Source organism: Mycobacterium sp. NGS40 (assembly GCF_059812735.1).
This window is the reverse complement of record NZ_JCALDG010000008.1, coordinates 95979-120831: the sequence shown is the minus strand read 5'-3', so window position 1 is coordinate 120831 and position 24853 is coordinate 95979. Positions and strand designations below refer to the sequence as shown.

Annotated in this window: 21 protein-coding genes, 2 tRNA genes and 1 pseudogene; 7 read left to right on the top strand and 17 right to left on the bottom strand. The window is 66.5% G+C overall.

Going from position 1 to position 24853, the window contains the following annotated elements:
• Nucleotides 1–155: 155 nt before the first annotated feature.
• Both leuD and leuC read right to left on the bottom strand, forming a co-directional pair.
• Entirely contained in the window at nt 156–752 is a 597-nt protein-coding gene (gene leuD, locus AC5Y5O_RS14545; protein ID WP_096285964.1) for a 3-isopropylmalate dehydratase small subunit, read from the bottom strand.
• A 20-nt stretch (nt 753–772) separates the two neighbouring features.
• The gene (leuC, locus tag AC5Y5O_RS14540) at nt 773–2203 is read right to left on the bottom strand and encodes a 3-isopropylmalate dehydratase large subunit (RefSeq protein WP_096290970.1); all 1431 of its coding nucleotides are present in this window, start codon (nt 2201–2203) and stop codon (nt 773–775) included.
• A gap of 81 nt (nt 2204–2284) precedes the next feature.
• Between leuC and AC5Y5O_RS14535 the strand changes: the two genes are divergently transcribed.
• Nucleotides 2285–2986 (top strand): IclR family transcriptional regulator, encoded by a 702-nt coding sequence (locus AC5Y5O_RS14535; protein WP_096285962.1) that lies wholly within the window; start codon nt 2285–2287, stop codon nt 2984–2986.
• Nucleotides 2987–3064: 78 nt separating this feature from the next.
• Nucleotides 3065–3577, top strand: coding sequence for a pyridoxamine 5'-phosphate oxidase family protein (locus AC5Y5O_RS14530; protein ID WP_096285960.1), 513 nt, complete (start codon nt 3065–3067; stop codon nt 3575–3577).
• Nucleotides 3578–3582: 5 nt separating this feature from the next.
• Here the strand turns inward: AC5Y5O_RS14530 and AC5Y5O_RS14525 are convergent.
• The 4 genes from AC5Y5O_RS14525 to AC5Y5O_RS14510 form a co-directional block, all read right to left on the bottom strand.
• Nucleotides 3583–3655: transfer RNA gene (locus AC5Y5O_RS14525), tRNA-Glu, on the bottom strand.
• Nucleotides 3656–3727: 72 nt separating this feature from the next.
• Nucleotides 3728–3799, bottom strand: a tRNA-Gln gene (locus tag AC5Y5O_RS14520).
• A 126-nt stretch (nt 3800–3925) separates the two neighbouring features.
• Entirely contained in the window at nt 3926–5392 is a 1467-nt protein-coding gene (gltX, locus tag AC5Y5O_RS14515; RefSeq protein ID WP_096285958.1) for a glutamate--tRNA ligase, read from the bottom strand.
• Complete coding sequence (locus tag AC5Y5O_RS14510; RefSeq protein ID WP_096285956.1) at nt 5389–6189, bottom strand: fumarylacetoacetate hydrolase family protein; 801 nt, start codon at nt 6187–6189, stop codon at nt 5389–5391. Before AC5Y5O_RS14510 ends, gltX begins: the two co-directional genes overlap by 4 nt.
• 71 nt (nt 6190–6260) lie before the next feature.
• On the opposite strand from AC5Y5O_RS14510, the gene AC5Y5O_RS14505 reads away from it, so the two are divergent.
• Nucleotides 6261–7574, top strand: coding sequence for an MFS transporter (locus tag AC5Y5O_RS14505; protein WP_500025615.1), 1314 nt, complete (start codon nt 6261–6263; stop codon nt 7572–7574).
• Here the strand turns inward: AC5Y5O_RS14505 and AC5Y5O_RS14500 are convergent.
• A complete protein-coding gene (locus tag AC5Y5O_RS14500; protein ID WP_096285952.1) occupies nt 7474–8484 on the bottom strand; it encodes a 3-isopropylmalate dehydrogenase in 1011 nt (336 codons plus the stop codon). The two genes, AC5Y5O_RS14505 and AC5Y5O_RS14500, sit on opposite strands and share 101 nt — an antisense overlap.
• Nucleotides 8481–10067 (bottom strand): phosphoglycerate dehydrogenase, encoded by a 1587-nt coding sequence (serA, locus tag AC5Y5O_RS14495; protein WP_096285950.1) that lies wholly within the window; start codon nt 10065–10067, stop codon nt 8481–8483. The genes AC5Y5O_RS14500 and serA overlap by 4 nt, the downstream gene beginning before the upstream one ends.
• Before the next feature lie 41 nt (nt 10068–10108).
• Between serA and AC5Y5O_RS14490 the strand changes: the two are divergent.
• Nucleotides 10109–11043, top strand: a pseudogene (locus tag AC5Y5O_RS14490) (phytoene desaturase family protein).
• The gene (gene wrbA, locus AC5Y5O_RS14485) at nt 11040–11639 is read left to right on the top strand and encodes an NAD(P)H:quinone oxidoreductase (protein WP_096285948.1); all 600 of its coding nucleotides are present in this window, start codon (nt 11040–11042) and stop codon (nt 11637–11639) included. The pseudogene AC5Y5O_RS14490 and the gene wrbA overlap by 4 nt, the downstream one beginning before the upstream one ends.
• Before the next feature lie 70 nt (nt 11640–11709).
• Here wrbA and ilvC read toward each other — a convergent pair whose 3' ends face one another.
• The 3 genes from ilvC to AC5Y5O_RS14470 are packed head-to-tail and all read right to left on the bottom strand — an operon-like array spanning nt 11710 to nt 15152.
• Nucleotides 11710–12711: a ketol-acid reductoisomerase gene (ilvC, locus tag AC5Y5O_RS14480; RefSeq protein WP_096285946.1), complete on the bottom strand. Its 1002-nt coding sequence runs from the start codon at nt 12709–12711 to the stop codon at nt 11710–11712.
• 55 nt (nt 12712–12766) lie between these two features.
• Complete coding sequence (ilvN, locus tag AC5Y5O_RS14475) at nt 12767–13273, bottom strand: acetolactate synthase small subunit (RefSeq protein ID WP_090601096.1); 507 nt, start codon at nt 13271–13273, stop codon at nt 12767–12769.
• 1 nt (nt 13274) lies between these two features.
• On the bottom strand, nt 13275–15152 hold the full coding sequence (locus tag AC5Y5O_RS14470; protein WP_500025614.1) for an acetolactate synthase large subunit: 1878 nt from the start codon (nt 15150–15152) through the stop codon (nt 13275–13277).
• Between the two features lie 379 nt (nt 15153–15531).
• On the opposite strand from AC5Y5O_RS14470, the gene AC5Y5O_RS14465 reads away from it, so the two are divergent.
• Nucleotides 15532–15870, top strand: a complete 339-nt coding sequence (locus AC5Y5O_RS14465; protein ID WP_096290969.1) for a PH domain-containing protein — start codon at nt 15532–15534, stop codon at nt 15868–15870.
• Nucleotides 15871–15886: 16 nt separating this feature from the next.
• Here the strand turns inward: AC5Y5O_RS14465 and AC5Y5O_RS14460 are convergent, their stop codons facing one another.
• Nucleotides 15887–16729 (bottom strand): DoxX family protein, encoded by an 843-nt coding sequence (locus tag AC5Y5O_RS14460; protein ID WP_500025613.1) that lies wholly within the window; start codon nt 16727–16729, stop codon nt 15887–15889.
• Between the two features lie 238 nt (nt 16730–16967).
• Between AC5Y5O_RS14460 and AC5Y5O_RS14455 the strand changes: the two genes are divergently transcribed.
• Nucleotides 16968–18089 carry a PQQ-dependent sugar dehydrogenase gene (locus tag AC5Y5O_RS14455; protein ID WP_500025612.1) on the top strand — a complete coding sequence of 374 codons (1122 nt, stop codon included), beginning with the start codon at nt 16968–16970 and terminating at the stop codon, nt 18087–18089.
• Nucleotides 18090–18117: 28 nt separating this feature from the next.
• Here AC5Y5O_RS14455 and gatB read toward each other — a convergent pair whose 3' ends face one another.
• The 5 genes from gatB to AC5Y5O_RS14430 form a co-directional block, all read right to left on the bottom strand.
• Entirely contained in the window at nt 18118–19632 is a 1515-nt protein-coding gene (gatB, locus tag AC5Y5O_RS14450) for an Asp-tRNA(Asn)/Glu-tRNA(Gln) amidotransferase subunit GatB (protein ID WP_096285938.1), read from the bottom strand.
• A gap of 61 nt (nt 19633–19693) precedes the next feature.
• Nucleotides 19694–20869, bottom strand: a complete 1176-nt coding sequence (locus AC5Y5O_RS14445; protein ID WP_096285936.1) for a MinD/ParA family ATP-binding protein — start codon at nt 20867–20869, stop codon at nt 19694–19696.
• A 137-nt stretch (nt 20870–21006) separates the two neighbouring features.
• Nucleotides 21007–22632, bottom strand: coding sequence for a GMC family oxidoreductase (locus AC5Y5O_RS14440; protein WP_096285934.1), 1626 nt, complete (start codon nt 22630–22632; stop codon nt 21007–21009).
• A gap of 29 nt (nt 22633–22661) precedes the next feature.
• A complete protein-coding gene (locus AC5Y5O_RS14435; protein ID WP_096285932.1) occupies nt 22662–23702 on the bottom strand; it encodes an AraC-like ligand-binding domain-containing protein in 1041 nt (346 codons plus the stop codon).
• A 72-nt stretch (nt 23703–23774) separates the two neighbouring features.
• Nucleotides 23775–24806: an ATP-dependent 6-phosphofructokinase gene (locus AC5Y5O_RS14430; protein ID WP_096285930.1), complete on the bottom strand. Its 1032-nt coding sequence runs from the start codon at nt 24804–24806 to the stop codon at nt 23775–23777.
• Nucleotides 24807–24853 lie beyond the last annotated feature (47 nt).

The following is a 24853-nucleotide window of genomic DNA, read 5'->3' as shown; positions in this document are numbered from 1 at the left end:
CCCTCACCTAGCAAATTGCCAAGCGCCACGCGCAATTTCACGGCTATGCGACAGGAAATTCCGGAATCTGCTTGCCGCCCTTGGCCGGTGACGCGGGCGAAAAATAAGCCTTGCTAGCTAAGGCGATCGGGGTAATTGGCACCCCGATCAACCGTTCACGGGGCGGGCAGCGTGCGCGGTTTCCAGTCCGGACGGGCCGACTCAAAAGATTCGATCTGGTCGAGTTTCTGCAGCGTAAGGGCTATATCGTCGAGCCCTTCGAGCAGTCGCCAAGCGGTGTGGTCGTCAATCTTGAACGGCAGCACCGTCGTTCCCGCGGTGATATTTCGATCTTGAAGATTGGCAGTGATTTCCAGTCCTGGACTCTGCTCGATCAGCTTCCAAAGCAGTTCGACACCGTCTTGGCCGACTTCGGCCGCCAGCAGCCCCGCCTTGCCCGCGTTGCCCCGAAAAATGTCACCGAATCGAGACGAGATGACCACCCGGAACCCGTAGTCCATCAACGCCCACACCGCGTGCTCGCGCGACGATCCGGTCCCGAAGTCGGGTCCGGCGACCAAGACCGAACCTCGGTCAAATGGACTGAGATTGAGCACGAATGACGGATCTGAGCGCCATGTCGCGAACAAGCCGTCCTCGAAACCGGTTCGGGTGACCCGCTTCAAATAGACCGCGGGAATGATCTGGTCGGTATCGACATTGGAGCGCCGCAGCGGCACGCCAATCCCGGTGTGGGTGTGAAAGGCTTCCATTTTCGTCCTCGATTTCGTTTTCAGTTCAAGTCGGCCGGGGTAGACAATGTGCCGCGGACCGCGGTCGCCGCCGCGACGGCCGGCGATACCAAATGCGTACGGCCCCCTTTGCCCTGGCGCCCTTCGAAGTTGCGGTTGGACGTCGCGGCGCAACGCTCGCCGGGCGCAAGCTGATCAGGGTTCATGCCCAGGCACATCGAGCAGCCGGCTTGCCGCCATTCGGCGCCGGCGGCGACGAATACCTCACTGAGGCCTTCGGCTTCGGCTTGTGCGCGCACCCGCATCGAACCCGGCACGACCAGCATCCGCACGCCCTGGGCCACTGTGCGACCACGCAGCACATCGGCCACCACCCGAAGATCTTCGATACGACCGTTGGTACAAGACCCGACGAACACCGCGTCGACGGCGATCTCGCGCATCGGCATGCCGGGCCGAAGGTCCATATACGCCAACGCTTTCTCGGCGGCCTGCCGCTCGTCGTCGTTGGTCATCAATTCGGGGTCCGGCACCGCCGCACCCAGCGGCACGCCCTGGCCCGGATTGGTGCCCCAAGTGACGAACGGGGTCAACGACTCCGCATCCAGATAGACCTCGGTGTCGAAGACGGCACCGTCGTCGGTGCGCAGCTGTTGCCAATACTGCAACGCGGCATCCCACCGCGCACCGGTCGGCGCGTGCGGGCGGCCCCGCAGGAATTCGTAGGTGGTCTCGTCCGGTGCCACCATTCCGGCCCGCGCCCCGGCTTCGATACTCATGTTGCAGACCGTCATCCGGCCTTCCATGGACAGCGATTCGATCGCGCTGCCCCGGTATTCGATGACATGGCCTTGCCCGCCGCCGGTGCCGATCTTGGCGATCAGCGCCAGGATGATGTCTTTGGCCGTAACGCCGGGCCGCAATTCGCCGTCGACGTTGACCGCCATTGTTTTGAAGGGGCGCAACGGCAATGTCTGAGTGGCCAGCACATGCTCGACCTCCGAAGTGCCGATGCCCATCGCGAGCGCGCCGAATGCGCCGTGGGTAGATGTGTGACTGTCCCCACAGACAATCGTCATTCCCGGTTGGGTCAACCCCAATTGGGGTCCGACCACATGCACGATGCCCTGCTCGATGTCGCCCATCGGATGCAGCCGCACACCGAATTCGGCGCAGTTGCGCCGCAATGTCTCGACCTGAGTGCGCGATACCGGGTCCGCGATCGGCTGGTCGATATCGACGGTCGGCACGTTGTGGTCCTCGGTGGCCAGCGTCAGATCGGGCCGGCGCACCGGCCGGCCGGCCAGGCGCAGGCCGTCAAACGCCTGCGGGCTGGTGACCTCGTGCACCAAATGCAGGTCGATGTAAATCAAGTCGGGCGCGCTGACCCCGTCGCCTGTCGAGCCGGATACCACAACGTGGTCGTCCCAAACCTTTTCGGCCAGGGTGCGCGGCTGGTGCGCAGCTGCCATCGGAGTCACCTCAATCACTTGTTGCGCCTCGATGACCAACAGGGCTGGTGATCTCAGAATGCGAGACGCTAGTATCTCTCTATGAGACAGCATAGCGGCATCGGCGTCCTGGATAAAGCCGTGGATGTGCTGCATACCGTCGCGGAATCTTCCTGCGGGTTAGCCGAACTGTGCGAGCGAACCGGGTTTCCGCGGGCCACCACCTACCGGCTGGCGGCCGCGCTGGAGGTACATCGCCTGCTGGCCCGTGACGACGAAGGTCGTTGGCAACTGGGTCCCGCGCTGAGCGAACTGGCCGCGCACGTCAACGATCCGTTGCTGGCGGCCGGTGCCGCGGTACTCCCCCAATTGCGCGAGACCACCGGCGAAAGCGTGCAGCTGTATCGGCGTGAGGGCACATCGCGGGTTTGCGTGGCCGCCCTGGAACCGTCTGCGGGCCTTCGGGATACGGTTCCGGTCGGCGCGCGGTTGCCGATGACGGCGGGCTCGGGAGCCAAAGTGCTGCTGGCACACAGCGATGTCGCTACTCAGAAAGCGGTGCTGGCGACGGCGAAGTTCACCGACCGGACGCTGGCCGAAGTACGCCGGCGCGGTTGGGCGCAAAGCGTTGCCGAGCGCGAACCGGGGGTCGCGAGCGTCTCGGCGCCGGTGCGCGACGGTCGCGGCGTGGTCGTCGCCGCCATCTCGGTATCGGGCCCCATCGACCGCATCGGCCGGCGCCCGGGCGCGCGCTGGGCGGCCGACCTGCTATCGGCCGCCGACGCCATGGCTCGCCGTCTCTAGTGTGCGTCCAGGACGGTCAGTGTGCGTCCAGGACGCCCTGAGCGCACACTCAAAATCCGCCGCTGACAGACTGACGCGATGGGAACCAACCAGCGCGCCAGCATCGTCATGTCCGACGATGAGATCGCCGATTTCGTCGTCAAGAGCCGCACCGGAACAATGGCCACCATTGGCTCGGACGGCCAGCCGCACTTGACCGCCATGTGGTACGCCGTCGTCGACGGAGAGATCTGGCTGGAGACGAAGGCCAAGTCTCAGAAAGCGGTCAACCTGACCCGCGACCCCCGGGTGACCTTCCTGATCGAGGACGGCGACACCTATGACACGCTGCGCGGGGTTGCCTTCGAAGGCGTGGCCGAGATCGTCGACGATCCGGACGTCGCGCACCGGGTCGGCGTCAGTGTCTGGGAGCGCTACACCGGCCCCTACACCGACGAGATGAAGCCGTTCGTCGAGCAGATGATGAACAAGCGCGTCTGCGTGCGCATCGTCGCGCGGCGTGCGCGCTCGTGGGATCACCGCAAACTGGGATTGCCGCCGATGCCGGTGGGTGGTTCCACCGCACCGGCCGTGCTGGGGACCGGCCAATAAATATGTAGCCCCGATGGGATTCGAACCCACGCTACCGCCGTGAGAGGGCGGCGTCCTAGGCCGCTAGACGACGGGGCCAGAACCGATCCGAGCTGCCAGCATAGCTCACCCGACGGGGGCCACCTAATCGCTTGCAGTGAACCGACTTTGCTGGGGTACCAGGACTCGAACCTAGAATGGCTGAACCAGAATCAGCTGTGTTGCCAATTACACCATACCCCATTGGCTGCCTAAAACCGCTGTTCAGAGCGTTTTCCCGTACTTCTTCACGGGCTGTTGCCAGCCTGGGAGTCCGCCGCCGCCAGCCGTTGTCGGCCTTTGCAAACCGCAGTGCAGACTACCAAAGATTTAGACCGCCTCTTGCCGCGCCGCCCCCAGCCGCTCCAGGCTACGGTCACGACCGAGCAGCTGCAGCGACTCGAACAGCGGCGGGCTGATCGTCGTCCCGGTCGCGGCGACCCGGATCGGGCCGAACGCCTTGCGCGGTTTGAGCGCCAGACCGTCGATCAGCGCGGTCTTGAGGGCCTCCTCGATCGCCGCCACGCTCCAGTCCGGCACGCCGTCCAGCGCCGTCAGCGCGGCGTCCAGCACCGCGCCCGCCTCCGGACCCAGCTCCTTGGCCGCGGCCTTGGGGTCGATCGCGTATTTGTCGTCGTTGAGGAACTTCAGCAGGTCCCACGCGTCACCGAGCACCACGATGCGGGTCTGCACCAGCTCGGCCGCAAAAGCGAAATCCGCTTCGTCGAGCTCCAGGCGATACCCGTGCACGGCGAAGTAGTCGCGCAGCCGGCCAGTGAAGTCGGCCACGTCGAGCATCCGGATATGTTCGGCGTTGAGCGCGTCGGCCTTCTTCTGATCGAAGCGGGCCGGATTGGAGTTGACGTCGACGACGTCGAACGCGGCCACCATTTCGCCGAGGCTGAACAGGTCGTGATCGTCGGCGATCGCCCAGCCCAGCAGCGCAAGGTAATTCAGCAGCCCCTCGGGGATGAAGCCGCGATCGCGGTGGGCGAACAGATTCGACTGCGGATCGCGCTTGGACAGCTTTTTCGTGCCCTCCCCCAATACCGTTGGCAGGTGCGCGAATTCCGGGACCCGTTCGGCCACCCCGATCCGCATCAACGCCTGGTACAAGGCAATCTGACGCGGCGTCGACGGCAGCAGGTCCTCGCCGCGCAGCACGTGGGTGATCTTCATCAGTGCGTCGTCGCAGGGGTTGACCAAGGTATATAAGGGATCTCCGCTGGCGCGGGTCAGCGCGAAATCGGGCACCGAGCCGGCCGCGAAGGTGGTCCTGCCGCGCACCAGGTCATCCCACGCGAGGTCTTCGTCGGGCATGCGCAGCCGCACCACCGGCTTACGGCCCTCCGCCAGATACGCCGCACGCTGCTCCTCGGTCAGCTCGCGGTCGTAGTTGTCGTAGCCCAGTTTGGGATTGCGGCCGGCGGCGATATGGCGAGCCTCGACCTCTTCCGGTGTCGAAAAGGCATGGTAGGCCTCACCCGCCGCGAGCAGCTTGTCCACCACCTCGCGGTAGATGTCGCCGCGCTGCGACTGCCGGTACGGATCATAGGGTCCGCCGACCTCGGGGCCTTCGTCCCAATCCAGCCCGAGCCAACGCAGCGCGTCGAGCAGCGCCAGATAACTTTCCTCGCTGTCCCGCTCGGCGTCGGTGTCCTCGATGCGAAAGACGAAAGTGCCGCCCGTGTGCCGCGCGTAGGCCCAGTTGAACAGCGCGGTGCGGACCATCCCGACGTGTGGGGTGCCGGTGGGCGACGGGCAGAACCGAACCCGGACAGTCCCCGGCGCGGTCACGACTTTCCCTTTCGGACCACGGGATTGGACAGGGTACCGATCCCCTCGATGGAGATGGCGACGGTGTCGCCGTCCTCGATGGGGCCGACGCCGGCCGGGGTCCCGGTGAGGATGAGGTCACCGGGCAGCAGGGTCATCACCGCGGAGATCCATTCGACGATGGCGCCGACGTCGTGAATCATCAGCGAGGTGCGGCTGTCCTGCTTGACTTGGCCGTTGACCTCGGTGCGCAACGCGAGGTCGGCCGGGTCGACATCGGTGACGACCCAGGGCCCCACCGGGCAGAAGGTGTCGTGCCCCTTGGCGCGAGTCCACTGGCCGTCGGCCTGTTGCTGATCGCGCGCCGACACGTCGTTGGCGATCGTGTACCCCAGGATGTTGTCGGCGGCCTGGGCGGCGGGCACGTCCTTACACGGCCGGCCGATCACCACAGCCAACTCTCCTTCGAAGTGCACAGGTGATGCGTTGGCGGGCAAGCGAATCGGCACGTTCGGTCCGATGATGGAGGTGTTGGGCTTGAGGAAGATGATCGGATCGGCCGCGGCCGGGCCCGTTGCGAAGTTCGCCATCTCGGCGATGTGGTCGGTGTAGTTCTTGCCGACGCACACCACCTTGCCGGCCAGCATCGGGGCCAGCAGCCGGACGTCGGCCACCGGCCACGAGCGGCCGGTGAACGTCGGGGTGCCGAACGGGTGCTCGGCGATCTCACGGGCAGTCATCGCGCTGGGATCCTCCAGCGGACCCTCGATGCTGACGAAGGAGACACCATCCGGACTGGCGATTCGACCTAGGCGCATTTCGTTGAGCCTAATGACGGCCGTGAGCCTGACAGCAGCCGGGCGGGACGACGCGTGTGCCACGATGAGGGATGCCCACGGACCCGGGAGTCACGGGCCAACTGAGTGCTGGCGCCCGCTGGTCCATCATGGTCATTTCGCTATGGGTGACGGCGAGTTCGTTCCTCTTCATCAACGGCATCGCGTTCTTGATTCCCTCGCTCCAGGCCAAACGCGGGATTCCGCTGACCGAAGCCAGTCTGCTGTCGTCGATGCCGAGCTGGGGAATGGTCCTGACCCTGATCGGTTGGGGCTACCTGCTCGACCGCGTCGGCGAGCGGGTCGTGCTGACCGTGGGCTCGGCGCTCACCGCGGCAGCGGCCTATGCCGCGGCGTCGGCCCAGTCGATGGTGTTGGTGGGTGCCTACCTGTTCCTGGGTGGCATGGCCGCGGCGAGTTGTAACGCCGCCGGCGGCCGGCTGGTGTCGGCGTGGTTCCCGGTGCACCAGCGTGGCCTGGCGATGGGCATCCGCCAGACCGCCCAGCCGTTGGGAATCGCCCTGGGCGCATTGGTAATGCCCGAGCTGGCCGAACGGGGACTGCACGCCGGGCTGATGTTCCCGGCACTGGCATGCACCTTCTCGGCGGTGGCCAGCGCCGTGGGAATCGTCGACCCGCCGCGCAAACACCGTAAAGTGGCCACTGCGCAGGAATTGGCCAGCCCTTACCGGAAGTCGCTGACGCTGTGGCGAATTCACGCGGTGGCGGGTCTGCTGATGATGCCGCAGACCGTGACCGTGACGTTCATGCTGGTGTGGTTGATGAGGCACCATGGCTGGACCGTCGCCGAAGCCGGCGGTGTGGTTACCCTCTCGCAGGCCCTTGGCGCGCTGGGCCGTGTCGAGGTCGGCCGGTGGTCGGACCGGGTGGGCTCCCGGATGCGCCCGGTGCGAATCATCGCCGTCGCCGCGACGCTGAGCTTGTTGCTGCTCACGCTCGCCGACGACGGCGACTGGGGTTTCGAAGTGCCGGTGATGATCGTCGTCTCGGTGATCGCGGTGCTCGACAACGGATTGGAGGCAACCGCGATCACCGAATTCGCCGGGCAGTTCTGGAGCGGACGCGCACTGGGAATCCAGAACACCACCCAGCGGCTGTTCGCGGCCGCGGGAGCCCCGCTGTTCGGTGTGCTGATCGACGCGGCCAAATATCCGACGGCCTGGGCGTTGTGTGGGTTGTTCCCTTTGGCGGCAATACCATTGGTGCCGGCCAAGCTGTTGCCGCCGGGCTTGGATTCCAGCGCAGCTACAGCGCGGCCGCGATCCGCTCCCCGACTTCGGCGGTGGAGCGCCGCTCGTTCCCCCGAGACGCCAGATACGTCTCGACCGCTCGGTCCACCCGGCTAGCGGCTTCGGTCTCACCGAGGTGAGCGAGCAGCAGCCCGACCGACACGATGGCCGCGGTCGGATCGGCGATGCCCTTGCCGGCGATGTCGGGCGCGCTGCCGTGCACCGGCTCGAACATCGACGGGTTGGTCCGTGTGGCATCGATATTTCCACTGGCGGCCAAGCCGATTCCGCCCGTCACCGCGGCGGCCAAATCGGTGATGATGTCGCCGAACAGGTTGTCGGTGACGATCACGTCGAAGCGGCCGGGGTCGGTGACCAGGAAGATGGTGGCGGCGTCGACGTGCTGATACGCCACCTCGACGTCGGGGTAGCCCGCACCGACTTCGGCGAAGACTCGCGACCACAGTTTCCCGGCGAAGGTCAGCACGTTGTTCTTGTGCACCAACGTCAGATGCTTGCGACGCTGCCGGGCCCGCTCGAACGCGTCGGCCACGACGCGACGCACCCCGAACGCGGTGTTGACGCTGACCTCGGTGGCGACCTCATGCGGGGTCCCGACCCGGATCGCGCCGCCGTTACCCGTATACGGCCCTTCGGTTCCCTCGCGCACTACCACGAAATCGATTTCAGGGTTGCCCGCCAGCGGGCTGCTGACGCCTTTGTACAGCCGGGCCGGACGCAAGTTGACGTGATGGTCCAACTCGAAGCGCAAGCGCAACAACAGCCCTCGCTCCAGCACGCCGCTGGGCACCGACGGGTCACCGATCGCGCCGAGCAGGATCGCGTCGTGCTGGCGCAGCTCGGCGAGCGCGGACTCCGGCAGCAGCTCGCCGGTGGCGTGGAAACGCCGTGCGCCCAGGTCGTATTCGGTCTTCTCGACGCCCGGCTTGACGGCATCCAATATCTTGACCGCCTCGGCGACTACCTCGGGCCCGATGCCGTCGCCACCGATGATCGCCAATTTCATGACAGGTCAACAACTTCCAGTTTGTTGGCGCCGACCGCCTGCGAGATCGCCGAGCGCACGTCGGCGGGCACGTCCTGGTCGAGCCGCAGCAGGATCGTCGCGCTCGGACCCTCGGCGTCCTCGGAGAGCTGTGCGGCCTGGATATTGACCCTCGCCGCCCCCAGCAGGGTGCCGATCTTGCCCAGCGCTCCGGGCTGGTCGATGTAGTTGATCACCAGGTTCTTGCCCTGCGCCCGCAGGTCGAAGTTGCGGCCGTTGATCTGGACGACCTTCTCGACCAACTGCGGACCCGACAGCGTGCCCGCGACGTTGACGCTCGAGCCGTCGTGGGCGACGGCACGCACGTCCAGGACGCTGCGATGGTTGGGACTCTCGGTGGCCGTGCTGATTTCGGCGGTCACGCCGCGCTCGGCCGCCAACGCCGGCGCGTTGACGAAGGTGACCGGATCCTCGATGATCGCCGAGAACAGACCGCGCAGGGCCGAAAGCTTCAGCACCTCAACGTCTTCGGACGCCAACTCGCCGCGCACCTGGACCGACAGCGACGCGGGCAGGCCATCGGTCAGTGCCGCGGCCAGCACGCCGAGTTTGCGCGCCAGGTCCAGCCAGGGCGCCACCTCCTCGTTGACCACGCCGCCGCCGACGTTGACCGCGTCGGGCACGAACTCCCCCGCCAGCGCCAGCCGCACGCTCTCGGCGACGTCGGTGCCGGCCCGGTCCTGCGCCTCGGACGTCGATGCGCCCAGGTGCGGTGTCACCACCACCTGCGACAGCTCGAACAGCGGGCTGTCGGTGCACGGCTCCTTGGAGTACACGTCGAGACCGGCCGCACGCACATGCCCGCTGGTGATCGCCTCGGCCAGCGCGGCCTCGTCGACCAGCCCGCCGCGCGCGGCATTGACGATGATGACGCCGGGCTTGGTCTTGGCCAGCGCCTCCTTGTCGATCAGGCCGGCCGTCTCGGCGGTCTTGGGCAGGTGCACCGAGATGAAGTCGGCACGGGCCAGCAGGTCGTCGAGGGAGAGCAATTCGATGCCGAGCTGCGCCGCGCGGGCCGGCGACACGTAGGGGTCGTAGGCCACGATGTGGGTGCCGAACGCGGCGATCCGCTGGGCGACCAGCTGGCCGATCCGGCCCAGCCCCACCACCCCGACGGTCTTGCCGAATATCTCCGTGCCGTTGAACGACGACCGTTTCCAGGTGTGTTCGCGCAGCGATGCGTCGGCCGCGGGGACCTGCCGGGCCGCCGACAGCAACAGCGCCAGAGCGTGCTCGGCGGCGCTGTGGATGTTCGACGTCGGGGCGTTGACCACCAGGACGCCGCGCGCGGTGGCCGCGTCGACGTCGACGTTGTCCAGACCCACCCCGGCGCGGGCGACGATCTTGAGTTTGGGGGCGGCCGCGAGTACCTCGGCGTCGACGGTGGTCGCGGAGCGCACCAGCAGCGCGTCGGCCTCGGGCACCGCTGCCAGCAGCTTCTCCCGGTCCGGACCGTCTACCCAGCGCACCTCGACCTGGTCGCCCAGGGCGGCGACAGTTGATTGAGCGAGTTTGTCGGCGATTAACACAACAGGCAAGTTCACCCGACCAGGTTATAGGCCGGGGTCTGGGCTGTAATTGTCCGATGGACGTCACCTTCGATGTGACGACAGTCGGCAGTGGACCCAACGGGCTTTCGACGGCCGTGATCTCCGCCCGCGCGGGACTCAAAGTGCAGGTCGTCGAGGCGCAGCCCACGTTGGGGCGGCGGTGCGCGCACCGCGGCCGACCCAGAATTTCCCGGAGTCGAACACGACATCTGCTCGGCGGCGCATCCGCGGGCGCTGGCGTCGCCGTTCTTCGCGCAGTTCGAACTGCCCGCGCGCGGCGGGCGGCTGGAGGTCTGCGACATCGCCTACGGCAACCCGCTGCCGGGCCGACCCGCCGCGATCGCCTACCGCGACCTCGAGCGCACCTGCGCCGAGCTGTCCGACGCGCTGCGCCTGGGCTGCGGATGCGGACTCAGGGCACGCCGGCGTGGGGGGTTGGGCGGAGGGGACGGCGGTGCGTTGTTCACCGGCGTTGCCGCCCATGTGCTTTCGCGGATGCCGTCCCTGACGGCGGCCGGTGCCGGGTTGATGCTGGCGACCCTCGGCCATGCGGTCGGCTGGCCGATCCCGGTGGGCGGCAGCCAGGTGATCACCCACGCGCTGCTCGCCGACCTGCGCGCACACGGCGCTGAGGTGGCCACCGGCATCGAAATCAGCGCGCCGCCCGGGCCGTCGCCCGGAGTTGTCGCCTACGACACCGCGCCCACCGCACCGCTGCGGATATACGGTGCAGCGCTACCGGAACACTACGCAAAGGCGGCGACATGGGAATGGGCGGCAATTCCGCGTGGCGCGCGATCGCCGGGCCCACGCCGCGCCTAAACCCCTAGCCCACAACGATTCCCAAGACGTTCTGTGTTCGGCGGCCACACCCCCGGGCGGCGGCGTGCACGGTATGGCCGGCTACTACGCCGCGCGCAGCCTGCTGCGCCGCGAGTTCGGGTTGGACATGCCTAGGCTGGCGCCATGACCAAACTCGCGATCATCTACTACTCGGCCACCGGCCACGGCACCACGATGGCCAACCGTGTCGCCGCGGCGGCGCAGGCCGCCGGCGCGGAAGTCCGGGTACGTCCCGTCGCCGAGACGCGTGATCCGGAATCCTTCGCGCAGAACCCCGCCTGGGCGGCGAACTACAACGCCACCAAGGACCTGCCCGCGGCCACCGGCGACGACATCGTGTGGGCCGACGCCGTGATCTTCGGCTCGCCCACCCGATTCGGTTCTCCGGCGTCGCAGCTGCGGAACTTCCTGGACTCACTCGGCGGGCTGTGGGCCGAAGGCAAGCTGGCCGACAAGGTGTACGCGGGCTTCACGTCCTCGAACACCGCGCACGGCGGCCAGGAGACCACGCTCGTCGCGCTCTACCTCACGCTGATGCACTTCGGCGGCATCCTGGTGCCGCCGGGCTACACCGATCCGAGCAAGTTCGTCGACGGCAACCCCTACGGGGCCAGCCTGCTCACCACGCACGACAACATCGAGGCATTCGACGACGCCACCGGCAACGCGCTGGATCATCTGGCCCGCCGCGTCGTAACGATCGCCGATCGTCTGGAGTCGTAGCAGCTGTACGCGGGCCAGCCGGGCACCCGACGCGGGCCGCCCGGCCAGCCGGGCGTTCGGCGTAAGAGGGTTAAGCCGTTTCGGTGATCGGGCGGTCGACCCAGCTCATCAGGTCGCGCAGCTTCTTACCGGTGACCTCGATGGGGTGCTCGGCGTTCTCCTTGCGCAACTGCTCGAGCTGCTTGTTGCCGCCCTCGACGTTGGCGACCAGCTTCTTGGTGAATTCACCACTCTGGATGTCGCGCAGGATCTCTCGCATCCGCTCCTTGGTGCCGGCGTCGATGACCCGCGGGCCCGACAGGTAGCCGCCGAACTCCGCGGTGTCGGACACCGAGTAGTTCATCCGGGCGATGCCGCCCTCGTACATCAGGTCGACGATCAGCTTCAGCTCGTGCAGCACCTCGAAGTACGCCATCTCCGGCGGGTAGCCCGCCTCGACCATCACGTCGAAACCGGTCTTCACCAATTCCTCTGTGCCACCGCATAACACGGCCTGCTCGCCGAACAGGTCGGTCTCGGTCTCATCCTTGAAGGTGGTCTTGATGACGCCGGCCCGGGTGCCGCCGATGGCCTTGGCGTAGGACAGCGCCAGCGCCTCGCCCTCGCCGGTCGGGTCCTGGTCGACGGCGATCAGACACGGCACGCCCTTGCCGTCGACGAACTGACGGCGCACCAGGTGCCCGGGCCCCTTCGGGGCGACCATCGCGATCGTGACGTTGCCGGGCGGCTTGATCAGATCGAAGTGGATGTTGAGACCGTGACCGAAAAACAGTGCGTCGCCGTCGTTCAGGTTCGGCTCGATGTCGTTCTTGAAGATGTCGGCCTGGGCGGTGTCGGGCGCCAGCAGCATGATGACGTCGGCCCACTTGGCGACCTCGGCGGGAGTGTCTACCTCCAGGCCCTGCTCCTCAACCTTGGCCCGCGACTTCGAACCCTCCTTGAGCCCGACACGCACCTGCACACCGGAGTCGCGCAGGCTCAGCGAATGCGCATGCCCCTGGCTGCCGTATCCGATCACGCCGACCTTGCGACCCTGGATAATCGACAGGTCGGCGTCGTCGTCGTAGAACATCTCTAGTGGCACGGTGAATCTCTCTTTCTTATTGGACTTTTGGAATGTGTATCGCTTATTTGGCGGTGCCGATTCCACGCGGCCCACGGGATAGCGACACCACTCCCGATTGGACGATCTCGCGGATACCGAACGGTTCCAGCACTCGCAGCAGCGCTTCGAGCTTGCCGCGGGTACCGGTCGCCTCGACGGTCAGCGAATCCAGCGATACGTCGACTACCTTGGCGCGGAACAGGTTTGCCGCTTCGATTACCTGGCTGCGGGTACCGGAATCGGCCCGCACCTTGATCAGCGCCAGCTCGCGAGCCACCGAGTTGTCCTCGTCCTGCTCGACAATTTTGATGACATTGATCAGCTTGTTGAGCTGCTTGGTGACCTGCTCGAGCGGAGTCTCCTCGGCGGAAACCACGATGGTCATCCGCGACATGTCCTTCTGCTCGGTGGCACCCACAGCCAGCGACTCGATGTTGAAACCACGCCGCGAGAACAGCGCCGCGACGCGCGCGAGCACACCCGGCTTGTCTTCGACCAACACCGAAAGTGTGTGCGTTTTGGCGTACATATCAGGCGTGCCCTTCGGTTTCGTCGTCGAACAGCGGCCGGATTCCGCGGGCGTGCTGAATCTCGTCATTGCTCGTCCCGGCGGCCACCATCGGCCACACCTGTGCATCCGCGCCGACGATGAAGTCGATCACCACCGGGCGGTCGTTGATGGCGCGCGCCGCCTTGATCGCCTCGACGACGTCTTCCTCACGCTCACAACGGATTCCGACACAACCCAGCGCCTCGGCCAGCTTGACGAAGTCCGGGATGCGGTGAGAGTGCGTGGCCAGGTCGGTCTGCGAGTAGCGCTCCTCGTAGAACAGGCTCTGCCACTGCCGCACCATGCCCAGGTTGCCGTTGTTGATCAGCGCCACCTTGATCGGCACGCCCTCGATCGCGCAGGTGGCCAACTCCTGGTTGGTCATCTGGAAGCACCCGTCACCGTCGATCGCCCAGACCTCGGCCTCGGGACGAGCGACCTTGGCGCCCATGGCCGCCGGGATGGCGAAGCCCATGGTGCCCAGGCCGCCGGAGTTGAGCCAGGTGCGCGGCTTCTCATAAGAGATGAACTGGGCCGCCCACATCTGGTGCTGCCCCACGCCGGCCACGTAGATCGCGTCGGGCCCGGCGATCTTGCCGAGCTGCTCGATCACGTATTCCGGGCTCAGGCTGCCGTCGCTCTGCGGGCCGTAACTCAGCGGATAGGTCGACTGCACCTCGTCCAGATATCCCCACCAGGCGGTCATGTCGATCTTGCCCGGGGTTTCGTACTGGCGCAGCATCGCGATCAGGTCGGTGATGACGTTCTTGACGTCGCCCACAATCGGCACGTCGGCGACCCGGTTCTTGCCGATCTCGGCCGGGTCGATGTCGGCGTGGATGACCTTCGCTTCGGGCGCAAAGGAATCGAGCTTTCCGGTCACCCGGTCGTCGAAGCGGGTGCCCAGCGCGATCAGCAGATCGCTGCGTTGCAGCGCGGCCACCGCGGCGACCGTGCCGTGCATGCCCGGCATCCCCAGGTTCTGCCGGTGGCTGTCCGGGAACGCGCCCCGCGCCATCAGCGTGGTGACCACCGGAATCCCGGTCAGCTCAGCCAAATCCCGCAGCTGCTCGGTCGCCTCGCCGCGGATCACGCCGCCGCCGACGTACAGCACCGGTTTGCGCGCACGCGCGATCAGCTTGGCGGCTTCGCGGATCTGCCGGCTGTGCGGCTTGGTGTTCGGCTTGTAACCGGGCAGATCCATTTTCGGCGGCCAGCTGAACGTGCATTGACCCTGCAGCACGTCCTTCGGGATGTCGACGAGCACCGCTCCCGGACGCCCCGAAGCGGCGATGTGGAAGGCCTCGGCCATCACCCGCGGAATCTCGTCACCCGAGCGGACCAGGAAGTTGTGCTTGGTGATCGGCATTGTGATACCCGAGATGTCGGCCTCCTGGAAGGCGTCGGTCCCGATCAGTGACCGCCCCACCTGCCCCGTGACGGCGACGACGGGGATCGAGTCCATCTGCGCATCCGCCAGCGGGGTCACCAGATTGGTGGCACCGGGACCCGACGTGGCCATCATGACGCCGACCTTTCCGGTGGCGTGCGCATAGCCACTTGCCGCGTGACCGGCACCCTGCTCGTGCCGAACCAGCACGTGCCGCAGCTTTTTCGAGTCGAACAGCGGGTCGTAAACCGGCAGCACGGCGCCACCCGGGATGCCGAAGATGACCTCGACGTCGAGTTCTTCCAACGACCGGATTACCGACTGAGCACCGGTAACTTGCTGCGGTGCAACATGTTTCGCTTGCTTGGCCGGAACTTTTGCGGCGTCTTCGGTGCTTTCCGTGGCGTCCGGCGCCCAGTCGTCTCCATTGTGCGACTTGGGTGTCTGTGACCTGGTGGGTGCGCTCACTCTGGTGATTGTCCTCTTAGTCCTGATTTGGCTGGGGAAGTTTCGTTGATACGCAAGAAAAAACCCCCGTCAGCTCTCGCTGATCGAGGGTTGCGCGTTGGTGCCGGATCGCTTCACATGCTGAAGGAACTAGTCACGCACCAACGCGCGGCTAATTACTACGAGCATCCCGGGCTTTCCGGTGGTCTCCATAGCCCCCGACGGTAGCCTTCGCACTGCTCAACCGTCAAATCCGGTGCGACGGGGCCCCGTCATGGCCGCGCCGGCACCACCCGCGGCGCCACGAAGTCACCGGCGCAACCCGGGGTGAAATGATGCTGGGGTGGCCTCCGGTTCTGCAGCCCCGACACCCGTGCCCGTAGTGATCAAGATCTCACCGATGGCGCACCTCGCCGTGGGATTTCTGACGCTCGGATTGCTGATCCCGGTGCTGGCCTGGCCGCTGTCGACCCCACTGCTGCTGATCCCGGTGCTGTTGTCCGCATTGATCATCCGGCTGCGCACCGTGGCCGACAACCAGGGTGTGACGGTGCGGAACCTGACGAGCAGCCAAACGGTCGGCTGGGACGACATCGACGGGCTGCGCTTCCACCGCGGTTCGTGGGCACGCGCCAGGCTCAAGAGCGGAACGGAACTACGCCTGCCGGCGGTGACTTTCGCGACACTCCCGCAGCTGACGGCGGCCAGTTCGGGGCGAGTCCCCAACCCCTACCGATGACCGGCTGACGGGCGATTCAGGCGATCGGATTGACGCCGTTGAGCAGCACCCACACCGCGATACCGGCGGCGATGCCGGCAAGCAGGGCCACAAACGACCCGATGAAGGGCCGGTGCGCCCATCCCCTGTTGGCGTCCAGGCCATAACGGCCAGGCCCGGCCAGAATAATCGCAACCGCGAGGACGATCAGCGTGATCTGGTACTCGTGCCCCTGCGGCAGGAAGTACGCGAACGTGTGTGGTCGCGCCGACACGCTGACCAGCAGCTCGTTGATCAAAAAGGCCAGCGCGCCCGCGGCGGCCACCGGGGTGAACAAACCCAGCACCAGCAGCACACCCGCGGCGATCTCGCCCCCGGCACTGACATAGGACAGGATGTCGGCGTGCTGGTAGCCCGCGTCGGACAGTGAGTTCTTGAAGCTGGTCAGGCCCTGACCGCCCCACCAGCCGAACAGCTTCTGTAGCCCGTGCGCGCCGAGCACCACCCCGAGGCCGACCCGCAGCACCAGCAAACCCAGACTCTGGGTGCCGCGCCGTCCGATCGCGCGTTGCCGTTCGTAGTCCTCGCTCGGGTCGATCTCGGCGGGCTCGGCCGCCAAATGCCGCGGCGCCGGCTGCGGCTGCACGTAGGGCAGCGGCTCCTGCTGGTCGAGGACGTTATAGGACGGCCCGGCGGGGGCGGCGACCTGATTCGGGTCTTGGTAGGGGATCACGGAGGTGGTTCCGAAGTCGCCCGGATACCCGACGGGGGTCAGGTCATCTTCGGGGTCGACCAACCGCGCCGCGGCGGGGCGCCCCGGTACCTGCCCGGGAACTTCGCCGGGCCGCTGCCAAGATGCGTCATTCGATTGACCGGTCACGGGTGTCAGGGTAAGGGCATTTAGGCCCGAATTGGGGATTTGAGCGGCGCTTTCGCCGTGTAATCGGCGGCTAGACCATTAAATGGGCCCGGATTGACTCCAAATGGACTCGGCGGGGTTCCGAAATGGTGAACGCGTGCTGAAAACCAGCTCGCCACCGGCCGATGGAGTGGCGTCGCGGCGCCCACGCAGGCCCGCCTGTGGCGCCGGTGCCCGCCCTGTCCGTAGCCTGTCGATCATGCGTTTGGGGTGGCCGGTTCGGTGCGGGCTCGCTGCGCTGTGCGCGGCGATGGTGGTCGCGACGGGCTGCGCGCGGTTCAACGACGCCGCCTCCGCGCCGTTCACCACCGCCCCCGAACTCAAGCCGCAGCCGAGCTCGACGCCTCCCCCGCCGCCGCCGCTGCCGCCCACGCCGTTCCCCAAAGCCTGCCCCGCCCCCGGGGTGATGCAGGGATGCCTGGAGAGCACCAGCGGCCTGATCATGGGGCCCGACAGCAAAACCGCCTTGGTCGCCGAGCGCACCACCGGCGCGGTCAAAGAGATCTCGGTCAGCGCCGAGCCGAAGGTGAAGCTGGTCATCCCCGTCGACGGATCCGGGGATGGCGGCTTGATGGACATCGTGCTGTCGCCGACCTACTCCCAGGACCGGCTGATGTACGCCTACATCAGCACGCCCACGGATAACCGGGTCATCCGCATCGCCGACGGCGATATCCCCAAGGACATCCTGACCGGGATCCCCAAGGGCGCCAACGGCAATAGTGGGGCACTGCTGTTCACCAGCCCGACGACGCTGCTGGTGCTGACCGGCGATGCGGGCAACCCTGCCATGGCCGCCGATCCGAAGTCGTTGGCGGGCAAGGTGCTGCGCATCGAGCAGCCGACCACGGTCGGTCAGGCGCCACCGACCACCGCACTGTCCGGCGTCGGCTCGGGCGGCGGACTGTGCGTCGACCCGGTGGACGGCTCGCTGTATGTCGCCGACCGCACGCCGACCGCGGACCGGTTGCAGCGCATCACCAAGGCCTCGGAGGTCTCCACGGTGTGGACGTGGCCGGACAAACCCGGCGTGGCCGGATGCGCGGCGATGGACGGCACCGTGATGGTCAACCTGGTCAACACCAAGATGACGGTGGCGGTGCGGCTCGACCCGAAATCGGGTGCGGTCACCGGTGAACCCGACGTCGTCCGCAAGGACACCCACGCCCACGCGTGGGCGCTGCGGATGTCGCCGGACGGAAACATCTGGGGCGCCACCATCAACAAAACCGCCGGCGATGCCGAAAAGCTTGACGACGTGGTGTTCCCGCTGTTCCCGCAGGGTGGCGGCTTCCCGCGTAACAACGACGACAAAGCCTGACGAAAAGGCCGCGCGCAGAACTGGAGCGCTAGGACTGCCCGCAGGCGGCCAGCACCAGCTCGCGCACCCGGGCGGCGTCGGCCTGGCCACGGGTGGCCTTCATGACCGCGCCCACGATCGCGCCGGCGGCTTGAACCTTGCCACCGCGGATCTTCTCCGCCACATCGGGATTGGCGGCCAGGGCCTCGTCCACCGCCGCCTGGGTGACCGAGTCGTCGCGCACCAGCGCCAGGCCACGTGCGGTCATCACCTGCTCGGGTTCGCCTTCTCCGGCCAGCACACCTTCGACGACCTGGCGGGCCAGCTTGTTGGACAGCTTTCCCTCGTCGACAAGTGCGATCACCGCGGCGACCTGAGCGGGCGTGATGGCCAGCTCGTCCAACTCGATGTTCGCCTCGTTGGCCTTCTGCACCAGGAAGTTTCCCCACCAGGAGCGTGCGTCCTTGCTGGAGGCGCCGTGCTTGATGGTGGCGGTGACCAATTCGACCGCGCCGGCGTTGACGAGATCGCGCATCACCTCGTCGGAAACGCCCCACTCGTCCTGAATCCGCTTGCGGCTCAACCAGGGCAGCTCGGGGATCGTCTGGCGCAATTGCTCGACCAGCTCTCGGCTGGGCGCGACGGGTTCCAGGTCGGGCTCGGGGAAATAGCGGTAATCTTGCGCCGTTTCTTTGGCGCGGCCGGGACTGGTGTACCCCGCCTCGTGAAAGTGTCTGGTTTCCTGCGTGATTGAGCCGCCGGAAAGCAGAACAGCGGCCTGGCGCTGCATTTCGTACCGCACCGCGACCTCGACGCTTTTCAGCGAGTTGACGTTCTTGGTCTCGGTCCGGGTGCCGAATTCGGTGGCGCCGGTAGGTTTCAGCGAGACGTTGGAATCACAACGCATCGAGCCCTGGTCCATCCGTACATCGGATACTTCCAAGGCGCGCAGCAAGTCTCGCAAGGCGGTCACGTAAGCCCGCGCGATCTGCGGCGCCCGGGCTCCGGCTCCCTCAATAGGCTTGGTGACGATCTCGATCAGGGGAACGCCGGCGCGGTTGTAGTCGATCAGCGACGTCGTCGCACCGTGGATGCGTCCGGTCTCGCTGCCCAGGTGGGTGAGCTTGCCGGTGTCCTCTTCCATGTGGGCGCGTTCGATCTCGACCCGCCAGGTGGTGCCGTCTTCCAGCGGCGCCTCGAGGTAGCCGTTGATGGCGATGGGCTCGTCGTACTGCGAGATCTGGTAGTTCTTCGGCATGTCCGGATAGAAGTAGTTCTTCCGGGCGAAGCGGCACCACGGCACGATCTCGCAATTGAGCGCGAGTCCGATGCGGATCGCCGACTCCACCGCTTTCTGGTTGAGCACGGGCAGTGAACCGGGCAGCCCCAGGCACACCGGGCACACCTGGGTGTTGGGTTCGGCACCGAATGTGGTTGAGCAGCCGCAGAACATCTTGGTCGCGGTGGACAGCTCGACGTGTACTTCCAGCCCGAGCACGGGATCGAAACGTGCGATGACGTCGTCGTAATCCAGCAGCTCGGCCGCTCCGGAGGTAACAGTCATGGCAACGATCCTAATGGTGGCCCAGCGGGGGCATAACAGCCCAGGCTCAGGACAAGGCGCGTCAGCGCCAGGACCGCAGCGCGGCTTCGCGCTCCGGCCGGCCGGCGACGAAGTCGCCCAGCGCGGCGGCCAGCTCCAGGTAGGCGCGCCGGCTTTCCTTGCTCAGCCGGTCCAGCCCGAGCTCTTTGCCCTCGCGGACGTGCCGATCGAATGGCAGCGTTACCGTGGCCGCGACGCGCGCCGACAGCGCCTCGAACTCCTTGGTGACCACGCCGTCCAGCTTGGCCGGTTCGGTGTAGTTCATCGCAAGCACCGTCGCCTTCAACAAGCGGCGATGTCCGTTGTTGGACAACCACTCCAGCGTTGTCCTGGTCTTGCGCACCGCATCGATCGAAGTGCCGGAGACCACGACCAGAGCGCGTGCCTCGGGCAGCACCGCGTCCATCACGCCGGAGTTGATCGCCTTGACGCAATCCACCAGCACCAGCGAATAGTGCTTGCGCAGAATCGAAAAGGTCTTGGCGATGTCCTGGCGCTCCAGCCGCCAGTCGGTGCGGCCGTAGTCAGGCAGGCCCAGCACTTCGAGGCCGAAGCTGTTCATGTGGGTGTGCGCGCGCACCTCCGCATACTGGGTCACCGAATCGCGCGCGAGCAGGTCGGCCAGGCCCAGCGGGTTGCGGCGACCGTGGCGCTCCGCCAGGTCGCCGGCGTCGATATCGACGGCGATGACCCGGTCGCCGCGCGCCTCGGCCAGCGTCGAGCCGAGCGCCTCGACCACCGCGGTCTTGCCGACGCCGCCTTTGAAGTTCAGCACCGCGATCGGAAACGCCCCACCGATCGGCACACCGATGCGCTCGCGCAGCTCCCGCTCGTAGGCGGCCTGTTTGCCGGGGCCGAGGTCGATTCCGGTCACCCGGTGGATCACCGCTCGCCAGTTGAACCTGCTCGGCTCCGAGCCCTCCCGGAAGTCCAGGCCGTCCAGGGCGGTCCCGCCCAGGGTCAGATCGCGACGGTACGGCACGGCGGCTCGCCGAGCCCGCGCCAGCCGGTTGGGCGTAGCCGGGCCGCTTGACCTGGCCGGTTTCGCGGGCGGGCGCGGCTCGGGCACCGTGGCCGCCGTCGGGTCGGCGTTGGCTCGCCAGCTCGGCACCGAAGCCGCCGGACCCGCGGAACTCGACGGATATGCCGGCGCAGCAGACAGCGCGTTGACTCCGCGAACTCCCTCGCGGTTGCTCATAACGGCAGGTGTAGCCACTTCGACCTGGTGGTTAAACCCGGAAATTCGGCCCGTCCAGGAGTGCTGGCAGGTTGAGCCGGCAAATTCATTCGGTCGTCAGGCTGCTGCCATCCGACGTTTGCCCGCCGCGGCGTCAGCTAGAGCCGATGTGCTTGCTTCAGCATCCGGCCCGCACGTTCCCCGATGACCACACACGGCGCCATCGTGTTGGTGGTGGTGATCTCCGGCATCACGGAGCCGTCGGCCACTCTGAGGCTGTCGATTCCGTAGACCTTCAGGTCGCCGTCGACCACCGACATCGCGTCGCGGCCCATTTTGGCCGTGCCGACCTGGTGAAAGAAGGTGTTCGCCGCGTCCCGGACGAACTCTTCCAGCGCCGCTGGGCGCAGGTTTCCCGGCATGACCTCGCGTTTCACGTACGGCCGCAGGGGCGCGCTGTTGGCGATTTCGCGGCACCACTGCACGCAGGCGATTCCCTTTCGGACATCGTCGGGATCCCCCAGCGTGTTGGCGTCGATGCACAACGGATCCGTGGGGTTGGGGCCGCTCAGCCGGATGCGGCCCCGGCTCTTCGGATGAGCCAGCGCGGCATGAAACGTCCAGCCGGCTTCGGGAAGCCCGAACCGGGCGGCGGTCTCGTCGGTGGCGTAGGGAACTTCTACCTGCCAGGCGAAGAGGTCGGGGTGTGTCAGCCCGGACTCGCTCTGCCCGACTATCACCACTTCGGCCGCATTGTTCCGCGGCGGCTGCGCGTCGCGGTATTCCCACATGCAGTCAAAGGCCACGTGATCCTGCAGGTTGCGCCCCACCCCGGGCAGATGTTGATGTATCGGAATCCCGACCCGGCCGAGCTCGTCTTGGTCTCCTATGCCGGACAGCATCAGGACCTTGGGGGTGTGGTTCGCGCCCAGCGACAGGACAACCTCCGCGTCGGCGTCGATGCGGCGGGTGCTTCCTCGATGACGAATTTCGACGCCGACGGCTTTGCCGTCCTGAATCACCACGCGCTGCACGACCGCGTGAGTGAGGACGGTGAGGTTGGGCCGATCCATCAACGGGAAGGTGAACGAGCGAAATATCGACTGGCGCTGCCCATTTCGGATGCAGAGATCTCCCAGCGCAGCACCGCTCGTCGTCTCCATCATTGAGCCGTTGGCCGACGGGTAGACCGCGAGGCCGTTGGCCCGCGCCGCGTCCAACGTCGCCAGCGCAAGCGGATGGGGGTTCGGGGGCGGCTGGATGAAAACCGGGCCACCGGTTCCCCGGTATGCCGGATCCGGTGCGCCGTGCCAGTCTTCGATCTCCCGATAAATGGCGAGGATGGACTCGTAATTCCACGCCGGATCGCCCGTTTCGGCGGCGAAGTGATTCCAGTCGTCGCGGTGGGCGCGGATCCATCCCATCACGTTGATGCTCGAGCTGCCTCCCAGCACCTTGCCCATCGAATGCACGATCGAGCGGTTATTGATACTGGGGTTCGGCATACTGCGAAACCCCCAGTCGCGCTGCGAATTCAAGTTGGCCACCCATTGCCCGGGGTCGATGACTTCGGTGACGTTGTCGTCGCCGCCGGCCTCGACCAGCAGTACGTCGACATCCGGGTTTTCGGCCAACCGTCGAGCCACTACCGACCCCGACGAGCCCGAACCGCACACGATGAAGTCGTACCGCTGCTTGAGCACAGCGCTCAGCGAAGCCTGATTCGCGGCCACCCGCTCAGCGAACTCCCGGTCCACATCGAATTCGATTGCTGTTTCCTGCATTTGGTCCCCCAAGTGGGCAGTTGATGTCGCTACCCACTATCGGCGCGACCGTCATGCATGTCTTGCCCGTTCGCGCCGGGATCTTGCCGGCGTGCGCAATTCTGTGCCCAGAGCCGATACTCTCGCGGAGTTCTCCCGTGCGCCGCCTTGAACAGCCGGGAAAAATGCGCCGCGTTCACCAGACCCCACCGCGCACCGATCACACTCACCGGCACCGTCGTGAGTTCGGCGTTCGCAAGGTCCTTGCGACAGTGCTCGATCCTGCGGCTCCGGATCCAGTCGGTGACGGTGCGGCCGTCGTTTTCGAACAACCGTTGCAGTTGGCGCAGCGAGATGTGCTGCGCCGCTGCGATCGCCGGCACATCCAGGTCCGGGTCGCCGAGGTTGCGTTCGATGAATGCGAGTATCGCGAGCATTTGATGGCTCACATCGCGACGCTGCGGGCGTTCACACGCCAATTGCTCGCCCAACGATGCCTCGAGCATGTCGAATACCGCGTCGGCGACGTGGAGATTGAGCACTTGGGGGCCCTTGGCGGCCTGTCTGCCGAGCTCGACAAGAAACGGTGCCAGCAGCGCGCCCATCCCCTGGCGACCGTCGAAGCGACGGGCCGTCAGCTGAGATAGCTGTGCGGCCGGGATCCGCAGTAACTCGCGAGGAAGGAGCGCACTGTACATCCGGAATTTGCCGCTGACCGCGAAGTCGAACGGTCGCGTGGTGTCGTAGACGACGTAATCTCCAGGCGACAGGTTTGCTTCGCGGCCGTCCTGCCGCACCACGCAGCGGCCCCCCACGTGCACGCCGACCTTCAGATATTCGCGGCTGTGGTGGTCGATGAGCTGAGGCGTCCCGCGCAGCAACTGCCCACGCGTTCGGCGCAGCACGATGTCACCGTCGAATTGCAGCCGGTTGATCCGCAACGTGCCGAGGCTCGAGGTCTGCAGCGAGGCGTGGAAGGAGTCGGTGTCCTCAACCGAGAGCACCACCGGGACGAACGTGTCGCGAACCAGCTGGTGAAAGACATCGAAGCGCTCCTTGGCGCTGCGTTGTCCGGATTTGCTACTGGTCATGCTCGCTAGGAACGTCTCAACCGGCGGAATTGTTCACCATTGGCGGCCGGTGCTTTGCCCGCCGCGGCGGCCTCAGCCGAAGAACGCGGCGGCCTCGTCGTGGCGTGCGTCGGGCACCAGCTTGAGGTGGCGGGTGGCGTCGGCCAGCGAGACACGGCCGATGTCCTGCCCGCGCAGCGACACCATCTGCCCGTATTCGCCGGCGTGCGCGGCGTCGGCGGCGTTGACGCCGAACCGGGTGGCCAGTACGCGATCGTAGGCCGTCGGGATGCCGCCCCGCTGGACGTGGCCCAACACGGTCACTCGCACGTCCTTGTTGATCCGCTTCTCCACGGCAACGCCCAACTGCGCAGCGACGCCGGTGAATTTCTCGTGGCCGAATTCGTCAATCCCGCCCTCCCGCAAGGGAATCGACCCGGGGATCGGCTTGGCTCCTTCGGCCACCACGCAGATGAAGTGCGAATCCCCGCGCTGGAAACGGCGTTTGACGAGCCGGCACACATCCTCGATGTCGAAGGGCTGCTCGGGAATCAGCGTCATGTGCGCGCCGGATGCCAGCCCGGCGTTCAGCGCGATCCAGCCGGCGTGGCGGCCCATCACCTCCACCAGCATCACTCGCTGGTGCGACTCGGCGGTGCTGTGCAGACGGTCGATGGCGTCGGTGGCCACGGTCAGCGCGGTGTCGTGCCCGAAAGTGACGTCGGTGCAGTCGATGTCGTTGTCGATCGTCTTCGGTACGCCGACGACGGGGACATTCTCCTCCGAGAGCCAGTGTGCGGCCGTCAGCGTGCCCTCGCCGCCGATCGGGATGAGCACGTCGATGCCGTTGTCGTCCAGGGTCTGCTTGATCTGATCCAGCCCGGCCCGCAACTTGTCGGGATGCACGCGAGCGGTGCCCAGCACTGTCCCGCCCTTGGCCAGCAGCCGGTCATTGCGATCGTCGTTCTGCAGCTGGATGCGCCGGTTCTCCAGCAACCCGCGCCATCCGTCCTGGAAGCCGACCACCGACGAGCCGTACCGGGCGTCGCAGGTCCGCACCACCGCCCGGATGACGGCGTTGAGCCCCGGACAGTCGCCGCCCCCGGTGAGAATTCCGATCCGCATCCTCTTATCTTGCCTGTCTGGGCCGCCGTCGGGGCAAATCGGGCGGT